The following is a 14,510-nucleotide window of genomic DNA, read 5'->3' as shown; positions in this document are numbered from 1 at the left end:
CCTATTTAGAAAATTGAAGATGGGGTAGGATCCTAGAAGTAACCTACTTTCTTTCTGTTTTCCATGGCGGCTTCAGAACGCTTATCGTCAATTCTCGCGCCTCTTTCGGAAATGGTACTTGCCCTGATTTCCTCCACCACTTCTTCAAGGGTTTCTGCTTCTGACAATACCGCTGCGGTACAGGTCATGTCTCCAACGGTTCTGAACCTTACCATTTTTTCCTTCACCTCTTCATTTTCCTCACGGTAAACATGCTCTGAAGCGGTCCAAATCATGCCGTCTCTTTCAAAAATCTCGCGCTTGTGTGCAAAATAAATAGATGGGATAGCAATATTTTCAGTCTTGATATATTCCCATACATCAAGCTCTGTCCAATTGGAAATAGGGAAAGCCCTCACATTCTGCCCCTGATGAATCTTGCCATTAAGCATATCAAATAACTCAGGACGTTGGTTTTTCTCATCCCACTGACCGAAGTCATCACGAACAGAAAATACACGTTCTTTTGCGCGCGCTTTCTCTTCATCCCTTCTGGCACCACCTATACATGCATCAAACTTGTGGGTCTCAATTGCATCCAATAAAGTGGTAGTCTGTAATGAATTCCTACTGGAGTAACGGCCTTTCTCTTCCTGAACCTTTCCTTGATCTATGGAATCCTGCACCTTAGCCACGATCAGTTCCAAGCCAAGCTCTTCTACCAATTGATCTCTAAATTCAATGGTTTCTGGAAAATTATGACCAGTATCCACATGGAGCAAAGGAAAAGGAATCCTTGCTGGGTAAAAAGCCTTTTGAGCTAATCTTACTAAGGTTATCGAATCTTTACCGCCAGAAAAAAGCAAAACAGGTCTTTCAAACTGTGCAGCTACTTCACGGATAATTTGAATTGATTCGGCTTCTTTTGGATTAGGAACAAATATATTTTTCATGCTAGACATCTATTTTATATGTAAACCACATTCTTTTTTTGAACTTTCCCACCACCATCTACCGGCGCGTGGATCTTCTCCCGGCTCGATTGCCCGGGTACAAGGGGCACAGCCTATGCTGACAAAGCCCTTGTCGTGAAGTGGGTTATATGGGATTTTGTTTTCGTTGATATATTGAAGCATTTCTTCCATACTCCAATCTAACAATGGGTTAAATTTCATTATTTGGTTGCCTTCGTCCCATTCCAATTTACTCATGGAACTTCTGTTGGCACTTTGCTCAGATCTCAGTCCTGTGATCCATATGCTATTACCTGCCAAGGCCCTCTTCAAAGGCTCTACCTTACGAACATAACAGCAGCTTTTTCTGTTTTCCGGAGATTCATAAAAACCATTGATACCAATATCAGCTACTAAATTTTCTACCGAGCTGGTATTAGGATAATAAGGTTTGATTTTCACCTTATACCTACTCTCCGTTCTTGAAAGCAAATCGTAGGTTTCATAAAACAATCTCCCTGTGTCCAATGTAAAGATCTGCACGGGCAAATTATTTTTGGCAATGATCTCTGTAATCACCTGGTCTTCTTGGCCCAGTGAGGTCGAAAACACCACTTTTCCCGGAAACAATTCACACAACTGTGCAATGGCATCAGCGATAGAAACATTTCCTATTCTTGCAGACAAGTCTTTAATTAGGTTCTTCTTCATGATACTCTCTTAAATTATTTATCCGTGATCCTGGCCCAAGCTCTTTCATGGAAATAATACAATACCATCTTGCTCACGACCTCAATAGAACCAATAGATAATGCCGTTTTAATTTGACCCGTAATCAGGTACGAAATAACGATCGTATCCATTGTCCCTACCAGTCTCCAGGAAATAGACTTCAGTACACTTTTAATGTTACTGTCTTTACCCTTTTCATCCACAAACCATTTTTTGATAGGCTGATCAAAAATCATAGGTTTCATAATTTGTTGAACCACAAAAGTATATAAAACCTATAAAAAAAGTAGGGTTTGTAGACATTTTTTTTCACTCCTTGTCTAGGATGTCAGATAAAGTCTTGTTTTCCAGTATATTAAGTGTTTCATCACGCACTTGAATCATCACTTGATTTAAACCACATTTTTCTTGGTCCTTGCATTCCTCACAAGCCTCATAATAGTTCAAACTGACACAGGGTAACAAAGCTATGGGCCCATCCAATAACCTGATGATTCTGGACAACTGAATATCCTTGGGCTCCTTGATCAGATAGTAACCACCCCCCTTGCCTTTCTTGCTTCCTAGAAAGCCTGCCTTTTTCAATTCCAACAGGATATTCTCAAGAAACTTATGAGAAATACCATGCTCTGCAGCAATGTCTTGGATCAATACAGAGCCTTCATCTTTGTGCTTTCCAAGATAAGTCAGGGCATGAAAAGCATATTTGGTTTTTTTGGATAACATCTTACAAAAATATAATAATTCCTTAAACCACCCCATTTGTGGGATTTTTTTCATAAATCTGCCCTAGCAGCCTCCTATAACGCCATCAAGATTGGAGTAAGGAGCTTGCCCAACAAGACGGTGAACTATAAAAACAAAAGCCCTCCAAAATCATTGGAGAGCTTTTAACCTATTTATATAAAACATGAATTAAATCATGTCCACACTTCTTTTTACAAATTCTGTCAAATCCTTACCGGAAAGCATACCTTGGGAAAGTTTCGCCAAATCAAAAGCCTGTTTGGCCAACTTGGCTTGCTCTTCCTCCCCTTCAGCCTTAAGGATCCTATCTATGATCTTGTGGTTGCCATTGATGGCTACCTTGTAGTTATCCGGCATGGCTCCATAAAAACCCATTCCACCACCTGTTTGCGCCATATCTTTCATTCTGCGCATAAATTCCTCCATGGTAATGGTTACCGGCAACTCCTCAGGGCTCAACCCTTCCACTTCCACGCTATAAGCCTTATTGCCTATCGCCTTTTCAAATACCTCCTTCACCTGCTTGCTTTGCTCTTCGGTAAGGACATGGGTGGTGTCCTCTTCTTTCTTGATCAGCTTATCTACCACATCAGCATCTACTCGCTTCAAGGAAGTTTTTTCCAGTTTTTGCTCAAGCTGGTTGATGAAATGACTGTCAATAGGAGTGTCCATCACCAATACATCATAGCCCTTATTGTTGGCTGACTGAATAAAGGCATCCTGCTTTTCTGCATCTGTGCTGTAAAGGAAGATGGCTTGGCCGTCTTTGTCTGTTTGGCTCTCCTTTACCTTCTCTTTGTATTCTTCAATGGTAAAATGCTCCCCTTTGGTATTGCTCAAAAGGGCAAAGTCCTTTCCTTTATCATAGAACTTGTCTTCGCTGATCATTCCATACTTCACAAACAAACCAATATCACCCCACTTGGACTCATAAGCGGCCCTATCTTTCTTGAACAACTCAGCCAGCTTGTCAGCAACTTTCTTGGTAATATAGCTATTGATCTTTTTCACATTGCCATCCGCTTGCAAGAAGCTTCTGGATACGTTCAATGGAATATCCGGAGAATCAATCACTCCATGCAATAACATCAAAAATTCAGGGACAATATCCTTTACCTCATCAGTAATGAACACTTGACGGGAGAATAGCTTGATCTTATTTTTCTGCAGTTCAAATTCATTCTTCACCTTAGGGAAATACAATACACCGGTAAGGTTAAACGGATAATCCACATTCAGGTGAATCCAGAACAATGGATCTTCGCTCATCGGATAAAGCTCTTTATAGAAGGACAAGTAATCCTCATCTTTTAGCTCACTAGGGGATTTGGTCCAGATAGGCGCTGTGGTATTGATGATATTGTCCACCTCCACAGATTTGTATTTAGGTTTGCCTTCTTCGTCCGTTCCGTCTTCCACACTTTCTGTCTTGGTCTCAAACTTGATCGGAACTGGTAAGAATTTACAATATTTGTCAAGAATCTCCTGAAGCTTCCATTTGTCCAAAAACTCTTCGGATTCTTCATTGATATGAAGGGTGATTTCGGTACCTCTTTCTGTTCTGTCTCCAGCAGAAATCTCAAAGGATGTACTGCCATCACATGTCCATTTGGCAGGCTCAGCACCTTCCTGATAAGACAATGAATGGATGTCCACCCTGTGGGCCACCATAAATGCCGAATAAAAACCTAGACCAAACTTTCCAATGATTTCATTGGCATCCTTGGCATCTTTAAATTTCTCCACAAATTCTGTAGCACCAGAAAAAGCGATTTGGTTAATGTACTTTTTGATCTCCTCAGCCGTCATACCAAGCCCTTTATCGGCAATGGTAATCGTCTTTTTCTCTTTGTCAAAACTTACCTCTACCGTAATGTCTCCCAGTTCACCGGGATACTGCCCCAGTTGGGCCAATCTTTTGATTTTCTGCGTGGCATCCACTGCATTGGACACCAATTCCCTTAAGAAAATTTCATTGTCAGAATAAAGAAACTTTTTAATGATGGGGAATATATTCTCGGTATGGATCGAGATGGTACCTTTTTCCTGCATAACTTATATGGTTTTTATTTTTACGTCTAAATTTCAATTCCCTCATCACAAGTGCTGTTCCAAAAGGATTTAACCGCCAAAATGACAGCATTCATCAATCTCCCGCCTTATTGCATTGCAATAAATCACAAGAGAATCTGGAAACCTTTTTGTATTTAATCAGTTTATATTTATATTTAAAAAACATTTTAATGTTTCTATTTTACATTTTAATATGTACAAACAGTAAATTCATCCATCAATAACAGCCTACTATTTGGATCCACAGCAGAACAGGTAACCTATGTCAAGTTTTACTTTATGAAAATTGTAGTCGTCAGTGAATGCAAGGCCAGAGAAATGGTGGCAGTAAAAAGAATCATACAATTTTTTCCCAACGCAATTATTGTAAAACCCATTTATCCCAAAGGCAAAAAAAACATCAAATCACTTCCCAAAAGACTCTTTCAAAAGGGACAATACAGCATGCTGAAAAGGATGGTTTTGGAAAACAACCCCGAAGCCCATCATATTAGCCATATTCCTATTGACGCAGTCAAGATAAACGATGCTGAAGGAATACATTTTTTTAAAGAACTGGCACCGGATATACTGATTACTTGTAGGGCACCTATATTATCTCCAGAAATCATCCAAATCGCCAAAACAGCTACCGTTAACCTCCACTACGGCATTGCACCAAAATACCGGGGAAATGACTCCTTATTCTGGGCACTGTTTCATAACGACTATGAAAACCTGGGTGGATGCATCCACCACATAGACCAGGGAGTGGATACCGGAAATATATTGGCTGAAGTCTACCCTCCGCTCAACTCAACCGATAATGAACTTAGCATAGGCATCAAAACTTCCCATTTGTTGGGAATCGCCATCGTCAACTTTATCAAGGCTCAGGAAAAAAGCCTCTCTCCCATTTTAGGAAAACCACAAAAAGACAAGGGAAAAAATTACCATTATTCCGAACGTACCTTATTAAAAAGCATAAGACTCCTGTTGAGATTCCAAAGGAACTTAACCCAGATCCCGGAAAGCCCCCAAAAGATCATCACTTATTTCAAAAAAGAGGCCGTTAACATCTTCGCCTAATACTGATGTACTTTGACCACAACCCCTGTACAAACCACTAAAGGCCATAATGAAAAACCATCCAGCAATTGATCTGCAATAAGTGTCATTTATTTTATTAAATTGTAATAAACATAAACCCAAAATAACATGGCCTTCTATCATCGACTGGGAAAAATCCCTCCAAAACGCCATACACAATTCAGGCAACCAGATGGCAGCCTCTATAAAGAAGAACTGGTCAGCTCAAAAGGTTTTTCAGGTATCTATTCCATCCTTTACCATATTTATAACCCCAACCAAGTACTGGAAATCCAAAGACCCAAACCCTACCACTGGGAAATCGCCAAAGACTACGGGCTAAGACAAACCCATCTGAACACCTCTGAGGTAAAAAGTACCGGGACGGATTACTTGCATGCCCGACGAATACTCATGAAAAACAAGGATGTAATGATGGGTATCTGCATGCCAGAAAACCATAACATGGATTATTATTTCAAAAACGCCGATGGAGATGAAGCTATTTTTGTTCACGAAGGCAGCGGCCAATTAATTTCCCAATTTGGGAAATTGGACATAGAAGCAGGCGATTATATTGTCATCCCCAGAACGACCATATACAGGTTCAAATGGAAAAAAGGACCAATCAAACTACTTATAATAGAATCTGCAAGCCCTATAGAAACAGTCAAGCGCTACAGAAATGAGGTTGGGCAACTTCTCGAACACTCACCATATTGCGAAAGAGACATCAAAATCCCAGACAAGTTGATTTTGGAGAAGGAAAAAGGAGAGCACTTGGTACAAATCAAGAAACACGACCAATTACATCAATATGTCTATAACCATAGCCCCTTTGACATTGTGGGCTGGGACGGCTATTTGTATCCTTACGCCCTCTCCATAAAGAACTTTGAACCTATTACTGGGAGAATTCATCAGCCACCTCCTGTACACCAAACCTTTCAAGCAGCAGGTTTTGTGATTTGCTCCTTTGTGCCCAGATTGTTCGATTACCATCCTTTATCTATCCCAGCCCCTTACAACCACTCCAATATAGATTCCGATGAAGTGCTCTATTATGTAGACGGAGACTTTATGAGTAGAAAGGGAATCGACCGTGGCTCTTTCACCATTCACACGGGAGGCCTGCCCCATGGACCCCATCCGGGAATGGTAGAAAAAAGCATTGGAGCCAGCAAGACAGAAGAAACCGCAGTGATGCTCGACACCTTCAGCCCTCTGTATTTAACCCAGGATGCCCTGAGGTATGTGGACAAAAATTATCCAATGAGTTGGACGGAAAAATAAGGACAGAATCATGCCAAGGACAAGAAACAATAAGATTGTCCAATTCTCCTTTATCCTGCGCTTATTTCTGTATCTTTGCAGCTCAAAATCAACCAATATCACATGAGGCTTCATTCCAACACCGTTTACGGGGTAGTCAATGCCATCGACCAAATATTCAACGAACAACAATATGCCGATAAGGTCATCGAAAGAACCTTGAAGTCCAACCCTAAATGGGGCTCAAGGGATCGAGGGTTTATCGCTGAATCCGCCTATGAAATGGTCCGTTGGTGGCGCTTGATCAACGAAGTGAGCCCATCTGATGATCTTTTTCATTTATTTGCCACTTACTGGCTGATGCAAGGCAACGAATTACCCCCTTGGAGAGAATTCGAAGGGATCGATGCCAAAAACATCAAAGAGCGCTACGAATGCATAGACAGCCGGGCCATATTACAATCTATCCCAGATTGGATGGACGAAATGGGCGAAGAGCTATTAGGAGAAAAGTGGGACAAGGAGATAGACGCTCTCAATGAACAGGCCCAAGTGGTTATCCGGGTAAACAGTCTTAAAACCAGCAAGGAAGACCTGATGAATCGCTTCAAGGAAGATGACATTGAAACCTTTGCTCCAAAAGGCTATAAAGACGCTTTGGTATTGGCCAAAAGGCAAAACATCTTTCGACACCCCGCATTTAAGGAAGGCCTTTTCGAGGTGCAAGACGCTTCTTCTCAACTCGTTGCTGCTGCACTGGATGTACAACCCGGCATGAGGGTAATAGATGCCTGCGCAGGAGCAGGCGGAAAATCCCTGCATCTGGCGACCCTAATGGAAAACAAAGGGCGCGTACTATCCATGGATGTAGAAGACTGGAAATTGAAAAATACCAAGCTCAGGGCGAGAAGGAACGGCATCAGTATTATTGAAACCAAAACCATTGATGGCAGCAAGACCATCAAGCGACTGAGTGAATCTGCCGATAGGCTATTACTGGATGTACCATGTTCTGGAATGGGAGTTTTAAGAAGAAACCCTGACACCAAATGGAAAATATCCAAGGAGTCGATTAATAATGTCCGCAAAATCCAACAGGAAATACTTCAAGGATACTGCAATATGGTCAAGTCTGGCGGCATGATGGTTTATGCTACCTGCAGCATTTTCCCTTCTGAAAACCAAATGCAAGTCGATCGGTTCCTAAAAAGTGAAAAAGGAAAAAAATTCGAACTCATTGAAGATCAAAAAGTTCTTGCCCACGAAAGTGGATTCGATGGATTTTATATAGCCAAACTACAACGAAAGTAAATTTGGCATCGCAGGGGAATTAAACTATTTGAGAGTGATTTTCCTGCGATTAACCTTTATCTCTTATTTTTTGGTTTCCAAAGATTATTCCTTGAAGACGTAATTTATTCACGAAATATTAAATTATTTTTTAGCTATCATTGATTCACATTCAAAATTGTTTGTATCTTTGACGGGCAAATAGGGTTCCTTAACCAAATTTGCCATGAATCTAAATACCGATAAATTCCTCTACGAAGCGCTCACCTATGATGACGTGCTTTTGGTTCCCGGATACTCAGAAGTATTACCGCGCGACACCAACACCTCCACTCAACTTACTAAAAAAATCAGGTTAAACATTCCTTTGGTTTCAGCGGCCATGGATACCGTTACCGAAGCCGAACTGGCCATTGCCATTGCTTTGGAAGGAGGACTTGGTTTTATCCACAAAAACATGACTATTGAGCAGCAAGCCGCCCAAGTCAGAAGGGTAAAACGTTCTCAAAGCGGTATGATCCTAGATCCAATCACCTTACAGGTGGATGCCATAGTTAAAAATGCTGAAGACATCATGAGAGAATACCATATTGGTGGTATTCCAGTAGTGGACAAGGACAGAAACCTAAAAGGAATTATCACCAACAGGGACTTACGATTCATCAAAGATCAACAAAAGCCTGTTAAGGAGATCATGACCTCCGAAAATCTTATTACTGCTAAAGCGGGCATCACCCTGGAACAAGCGGAAGAGATTCTTCAAGAATATAAAATCGAAAAACTTCCCATCATCGACGAGGACAATAAACTTACAGGCTTGATCACCTATAAGGATATCCTTAAAAGGAAAGACAAGCCAAATGCTTGTAAAGATGAATATGGCCGTCTAAGAGTGGGAGCTGCTGTTGGGGTGACTGCAGACATCGTAGAAAGAGTCCAGGCCCTTAAAGATGCTGGAGTGGACGTGGTTTCCATTGACACTGCTCATGGCCACTCTAAAGGAGTTATCGATACTTGCAGAAAAATTAAAGACACCTTCCCTGACCTGGAAGTTATCGTAGGAAATATTGCTACACCAGAAGCGGCCAAGGCCCTTGCCGATGCAGGTGCTGATGCAGTAAAAGTAGGTGTAGGACCAGGAAGTATCTGTACTACCAGGGTTATTGCCGGTGTAGGTGTTCCCCAGTTATCTGCCGTATTCGAATGTGCCAAGGCGCTTGAAGGAACAGGAGTACCTGTTATTGCAGATGGTGGTATCCGCTATTCTGGTGACTTGGTCAAAGCAGTAGCTGCTGGGGCCAGCTCTATCATGATCGGATCACTATTGGCAGGAACTGAAGAGGCTCCAGGTGAAATGATCATCTATCAAGGAAGAAAATTCAAGACCTATAGAGGAATGGGCTCTTTGGAAGCCATGGAATCAGGATCAAAAGACCGTTATTTCCAAGATGCAGAAGACAATATCAAAAAGCTGGTTCCTGAAGGCATCGTAGGAAGGGTAGCCTTCAAAGGCCTGGTAGCAGAGGTACTTTACCAATTGGTAGGTGGATTGCAGGCTGGTATGGGCTATTGCGGCACACAGACGGTTGAGGACTTACAGAAAAATGGCAAATTTGTAAAAATCACTGCTGCTGGTGTTCATGAGTCCCACCCACATGATGTGAGTGTAACCAGGGAAGCACCTAACTATAGCGCAAAAGGTTAATATCCAACACATATTTATATTTAAAATGTCATCTGCCACCAGCGGATGACATTTTTTTTGATCATCATCTAAGCGAGACTAAAAGACGTATCAAAGCGGGCTAAGTGGAAAATTCGGGAGACCAGAATATTTTAGTTAGATATGCGCTATTTATTATCCTTTATTTTTTGACCACAGATGGATAAAGATAAACACAGATAAGGATATCCGTTCAAGACAAATCTGTGCGTATCATTTTTATATATTGTATAAAGGGCTGTACCCAGATAATCTGAAAAAATGAGGCACGGGTTCAAGTGGTTTTAAGCTATAATAATTTGAAAAAGCAAAAGCAATAAAATACTTCCTTTGTTTCCAGTTGCACATTCCGTGGATAATAATCAAATAGCGAACTTCGTAAAAGAAAAATATACAGGCACAAAAAAAGCGTAATGGTTTTCATTACGCTCAAATCATATCTTTCTTTTGGATTAATCCATTCCCAGAAAGTCCACTTCGAATACCAATACTGAATTTTCTGGTATCCTTTCTCTTTCTTGACTTTGGTATCCATATGGAGAAGGAATCACCAACACTGCCTTGGATCCACTTCTCAGCCTTCTAAAACCTAATGAAAAGCCTTGTACAACTCCTGATCCTAATTCAAAGCTAAGCGGTCTATAAACATCTCCTTCTTCATGTAGGCCATTGTCTTCAGCAACAGACTGTATATTGGTGTCAAAAACAGTGTCGTCAGTAAGCATTCCCACATAATCAGTGTATATCTGATTACCATATTCAGGACGAGAACCTTCGCCTTCTTCTTGAACAATAATTACCACCCCACTTGGGTCATGAATTCTATAAAGACTGTCTATTTCCGCAACCTCTAAATATTCGGCTATCTTTACACTATCAATCTTTAAATACTTCTCCGCATCATAAGTAGGCCCAATATTATAGGGATTATTAGGCTCACAAGAAATCATACCTGCAAGCAATACTAGACCCAAAAATCCTAAAATATACTTTTTCATATTATTCTGTCGTTTCACTGTCATCTTCATCATCCTTATCCACTTCTTTCAGGTCCAAGTCAAATACCAATACAGAATTAGCCGGAATTCTACCTGCTTGCTCACTATTTCCATAGCCAAATATAGACGGCATAATGATTCTTGCCTTATCACCTTCTTCCATCTTCGAAAGTCCAAAATAAAAGCCTTGAATCAGTGAGGTATACAAGTACTTAACTACCAAGGGAGCATATTCTCTGTCAGAATTATAAATCCGGTTATCCCTGGCAATATCCTCATCGGAAGTATCAAAAACACTTCCATCTAACAGCATTCCAGTGTAGTCTACATGAAGGGTATCAGCCTCCTCTGCCTTGACACCTGAATAAGACTTATACTCCCACAAAATCACTATACCTGAATTTGCATCCTGATCCATCTCTAAATATGGATAGTCCGTGGTAGCAATATACTCATCGATCCTTTCCAGATCACGCTGGTAAATTTCTTGCGGCGTTTCCTGTTCCTCCAAACAAGAAGTCAGCACCCCTGAAATCAGGAGTGCTGACAAAATCACTTTGATACTATTCATTGGTTTATTTCTGAACATCAAGTACTTCTACGTCAAAAACCAAGATAGAGTTTGGCTTAATCACCTCACCAGCTTGTCTTGGGCCATAGGCCAAAGTAGAAGGGATCAACAACTTGGCCTTGCTACCACCTTTAAGCAACTGCAAGCCTTCATCCCAACCAGGAATCACACGACCTTGGCCCACCATCACATTAAATGGTTCGTAGGGACGATTTTCGTTAAAGATTTCATTTTCCTTAGCTACTTCCTCCACACTGGTATCGAAGATGGTACCATCCAAGACATAACCTGTATAGTTCACAGAAACCGTATTTCCTTCTTCCACAGCTTCACCATCACCCTCTTCCTCGATTATATAGAAAAGGCCAGATTCCGTTTTAGTGGCATTCAGATCATTCTCGGCCATATAGTCTTGGATCATTTTGATATCAGTGGCCAATTGAGCTTCTGCTGCCTCTTCTTGCTTGGCGCGTTGCTTCTCTTGTACCTTGGCCATAAAACCTTCCATTTCGGATTCATCCAAAATATCCGTAACACCGATATTCAAGGTAATATTCTCTTCAGGCGTCAAGAAAGGAGGGGTGTTCATTTCACCAAAAATTTTAGACGCAGCAGCAGTGAACTGGATGCTATCGCCTTTTTTAAGGTTTGAAAAAATCTCGTCAATAGCAGGTCTTACTTTGGTAGTATCGTACCTTTTGATGGAATCATTGTGCATCATATATGCCGGTGCACCATTTTCTATGCTAGAAAGAAATACAGAGTCCTTGGCATTTCTTGCCGTGAATTCATAGATCACAAACTGACCATTTTCAGGCTTTTCGGAACCTTCTTCAAGATAGGTATACTCGGTACCATCTTCTGTTGTTTTTGTCTTATTACAAGAAACAATCCCTAAGGACAATGCCAACACACTGGCTGACAACATCATGCTTTTAATGTTTTTCATTGACTAATTCTAGTTGATTTAACAATCTTTGTTGATTATCTTTTATTAATTTTTCAAACTTTTCTATGGTCTCCTTCAAGGATAAATCGGATTTTCCTCCCGCAGCATTTTTATGTCCACCTCCATCAAAGTATTTCGCGGCAAACTGGTTGACCGCGACATCCTCTGTGGACCTGAAAGAAATCTTCACCCCATCTTTCCTCTCGGTAAACATGGCCGCTATTTTGACACCATCCAAGGAAAGTGCATAATTAACCAATCCTTCCGTATCTCCGGTACGAGAATCGTATTTTTTCAAATCCCTTTTACTGATCCAAAAATACGCAGTATTCAATCCCGTATGAATCACCAATCTCCTACTTAAAGCAAAACCTATAAATTTAAGACGGTTTACGGAATTTGTATCATAAATCAGGCGGGAAATTTTTGCATTATCTGCACCTAGGCCTATCAGCTCAGCAGTCACACAGTGTACATGCTTGGTGGTATTGGGATGGCGAAAACCGCCGGTATCGGTCATTATGCCCGAATAAAGACAATCTGCAATATCACTGTCGATCAGGTCTTTTTCTCCCAATTTAACGATAAGATCATATACCAGCTCACAGGTGGCTGCAGCTTCGGTACTCCAGTACCTAAAGTCCGCAAAATCCTCCGGATCCAAATGGTGATCAATATTGACTTTGACAGCTTTGGAAGCCCTGACCAATTCACCCAGTTCATGGATCCTTTTCAAACATGAAAAGTCCAGGCAAATGATCATATCTGCAGCGGCCACTTTCTCCGTTATCTCCTGCTGATGTTCCTGGTCCTCGAAATTCAATACCTCATCATTACCTTTCATCCAATACAAAAAGGACGGATAATCCGATGGAGTAATCACAGTTACCTCATGATTTTTTTTCTTGAGATAATTCCCCATTCCCAAAGATGAACCTAATGCATCTGCATCAGGTTTATGATGGGTGGTAAGGACAATTTTCTTGGGCGAGGACAGTAGTTTTTTAAATGACTCTAACTCTAGCATCTACATTATTTTAGTAGCACTTTCAATACTACACAAGATGCAAAGGTCATTATAATTTTTTAAAAATCCCAATTTACACAAAACCCTAAAAAAGAGCCATATAACGCGATTTTAACTCTACATATTCTATCTTTCCGTTAAAAACACTATTTTTGCAGCGGAAAATAAACCTTATACTATCAATTAATCAAAAATGGCAAATAATAGAACATTCACCATGATTAAGCCTGATGCCTTTGGCGCAGGAAATGCTGGCGCAATCCTTAAAATGATCGAGGAGGCTGGATTCAAAATTGTAGCCATCAAAGCTACCCAGTTAACCGCTGAATTGGCCGGAAAATTTTATGAAGTCCACAAAGAAAGACCTTTTTATGGTGATCTATGTACTTATATGTCTTCAGGACCTATTATTGCTGCCATCTTGGAAAAGGACAATGCAGTAGAAGACTTTAGAAAACTGATCGGTGCTACCAACCCAGCAGAAGCTGCTGAAGGTACAATCAGAAAATTATTTGCCAAGTCAATAGAAGCCAATGCGGTGCATGGTTCTGACTCTGATGAAAATGCTGAAATCGAAGGCAACTTCTACTTTAGCCAATTCGAGAGAGTACTTTAATGATCTTTCGACAAAACACACAACTCCCTGGCTAATCGCTTAGGGAGTTTTTTTTATTCACAAGCCCCTTCAGTCCAGCTTTTTACCCCATTGGACTTCGCCACACAGTCATTTGAATAAGTTTTACCGTCGCAACCACAGACAGGTTGATATATCTCAATACACGCAGTGCTTGGATCTACCATATCTGGATCCATGCAATCGGATACAGCGGGATTCTCATCATTATTGCATTGGAAGCCAAGCAGGAAAAAGGCAAACACAGCAAATAGGGTAAGGGTTTTCATTGTTTTTTCTTTTTTATCACTACGTGGTATCACACCCCTTTCGCTACAGATAGAAATTAATCTTCTATACATACTATTTTGTTTGGTACAAGAGAAACCCAGCATACATAGCTCATATTCTTAATCGAGAGAATCAAATTTCCCAACAATTAAAGGAGATAAGACAATTAATATCGTTTCAAGAAGAAATAATTCACACGCAAAGGACAGAAAGGTTTCTCGAAG

The 14,510-nt window shown here is 40.7% G+C and carries 15 protein-coding genes; 5 read left to right on the top strand and 10 right to left on the bottom strand.

Features of this window, described 5'->3' with window-relative positions; all coding sequences use genetic code 11:
• Positions 1-32: 32 nt before the first annotated feature.
• The 5 genes from cysD to htpG form a co-directional block, all read right to left on the bottom strand.
• Positions 33-932, bottom strand: a complete 900-nt coding sequence (gene cysD / locus KZP23_RS06920) for a sulfate adenylyltransferase subunit CysD (RefSeq protein WP_226335364.1) — start codon at positions 930-932, stop codon at positions 33-35.
• 9 nt (positions 933-941) lie between these two features.
• Positions 942-1,643, bottom strand: a complete 702-nt coding sequence (locus tag KZP23_RS06915; RefSeq protein ID WP_226335363.1) for a phosphoadenylyl-sulfate reductase — start codon at positions 1,641-1,643, stop codon at positions 942-944.
• Between the two features lie 14 nt (positions 1,644-1,657).
• Complete coding sequence (locus KZP23_RS06910) at positions 1,658-1,900, bottom strand: DUF2061 domain-containing protein (RefSeq protein ID WP_226336498.1); 243 nt, start codon at positions 1,898-1,900, stop codon at positions 1,658-1,660.
• A gap of 73 nt (positions 1,901-1,973) precedes the next feature.
• On the bottom strand, positions 1,974-2,390 hold the full coding sequence (locus KZP23_RS06905; protein ID WP_226335362.1) for an RrF2 family transcriptional regulator: 417 nt from the start codon (positions 2,388-2,390) through the stop codon (positions 1,974-1,976).
• 189 nt (positions 2,391-2,579) lie between these two features.
• Positions 2,580-4,463 carry a molecular chaperone HtpG gene (htpG, locus tag KZP23_RS06900; protein WP_226335361.1) on the bottom strand — a complete coding sequence of 628 codons (1,884 nt, stop codon included), beginning with the start codon at positions 4,461-4,463 and terminating at the stop codon, positions 2,580-2,582.
• A gap of 300 nt (positions 4,464-4,763) precedes the next feature.
• Between htpG and KZP23_RS06895 the strand changes: the two genes are divergently transcribed.
• The 4 genes from KZP23_RS06895 to guaB all read left to right on the top strand — a co-directional run bounded on the left by KZP23_RS06895 (position 4,764) and on the right by guaB (position 9,819).
• Positions 4,764-5,552 (top strand): formyl transferase, encoded by a 789-nt coding sequence (locus KZP23_RS06895; RefSeq protein ID WP_226335360.1) that lies wholly within the window; start codon positions 4,764-4,766, stop codon positions 5,550-5,552.
• A 129-nt stretch (positions 5,553-5,681) separates the two neighbouring features.
• Entirely contained in the window at positions 5,682-6,845 is a 1,164-nt protein-coding gene (locus KZP23_RS06890) for a homogentisate 1,2-dioxygenase (protein WP_226335359.1), read from the top strand.
• Positions 6,846-6,947: 102 nt separating this feature from the next.
• Positions 6,948-8,135: an RsmB/NOP family class I SAM-dependent RNA methyltransferase gene (locus KZP23_RS06885; RefSeq protein ID WP_226335358.1), complete on the top strand. Its 1,188-nt coding sequence runs from the start codon at positions 6,948-6,950 to the stop codon at positions 8,133-8,135.
• A gap of 205 nt (positions 8,136-8,340) precedes the next feature.
• On the top strand, positions 8,341-9,819 hold the full coding sequence (gene guaB, locus KZP23_RS06880; protein ID WP_226335357.1) for an IMP dehydrogenase: 1,479 nt from the start codon (positions 8,341-8,343) through the stop codon (positions 9,817-9,819).
• A gap of 470 nt (positions 9,820-10,289) precedes the next feature.
• On the opposite strand, the gene KZP23_RS06875 is transcribed toward guaB, so the two are convergent.
• Genes KZP23_RS06875 through KZP23_RS06860 form a run of 4 tightly spaced genes read right to left on the bottom strand, consistent with a single transcriptional unit; the run spans position 10,290 to position 13,382 of the window.
• Complete coding sequence (locus KZP23_RS06875; RefSeq protein WP_226335356.1) at positions 10,290-10,835, bottom strand: FKBP-type peptidyl-prolyl cis-trans isomerase; 546 nt, start codon at positions 10,833-10,835, stop codon at positions 10,290-10,292.
• A gap of 1 nt (position 10,836) precedes the next feature.
• Complete coding sequence (locus tag KZP23_RS06870) at positions 10,837-11,406, bottom strand: FKBP-type peptidyl-prolyl cis-trans isomerase (protein ID WP_226335355.1); 570 nt, start codon at positions 11,404-11,406, stop codon at positions 10,837-10,839.
• A gap of 4 nt (positions 11,407-11,410) precedes the next feature.
• A complete protein-coding gene (locus tag KZP23_RS06865) occupies positions 11,411-12,355 on the bottom strand; it encodes an FKBP-type peptidyl-prolyl cis-trans isomerase (protein ID WP_226335354.1) in 945 nt (314 codons plus the stop codon).
• Positions 12,342-13,382: a DHH family phosphoesterase gene (locus KZP23_RS06860; RefSeq protein WP_226335353.1), complete on the bottom strand. Its 1,041-nt coding sequence runs from the start codon at positions 13,380-13,382 to the stop codon at positions 12,342-12,344. Before KZP23_RS06860 ends, KZP23_RS06865 begins: the two co-directional genes overlap by 14 nt.
• 193 nt (positions 13,383-13,575) lie before the next feature.
• On the opposite strand from KZP23_RS06860, the gene KZP23_RS06855 reads away from it, so the two are divergent.
• Positions 13,576-13,998, top strand: a complete 423-nt coding sequence (locus KZP23_RS06855) for a nucleoside-diphosphate kinase (protein WP_215225383.1) — start codon at positions 13,576-13,578, stop codon at positions 13,996-13,998.
• Between the two features lie 53 nt (positions 13,999-14,051).
• Here the strand turns inward: KZP23_RS06855 and KZP23_RS06850 are convergent, their stop codons facing one another.
• Complete coding sequence (locus KZP23_RS06850) at positions 14,052-14,285, bottom strand: Kazal-type serine protease inhibitor family protein (RefSeq protein WP_226335352.1); 234 nt, start codon at positions 14,283-14,285, stop codon at positions 14,052-14,054.
• Positions 14,286-14,510: the final 225 nt, after the last annotated feature.

The sequence above is a fragment of the Echinicola marina genome (genome assembly GCF_020463795.1).
In the GTDB taxonomy this organism is placed as follows: Bacteria; Bacteroidota; Bacteroidia; order Cytophagales; family Cyclobacteriaceae; genus Echinicola; species Echinicola marina.
The sequence above is the reverse complement of the archived record's forward strand: the minus strand, read 5'-3'. Positions and strand labels throughout refer to the sequence as shown.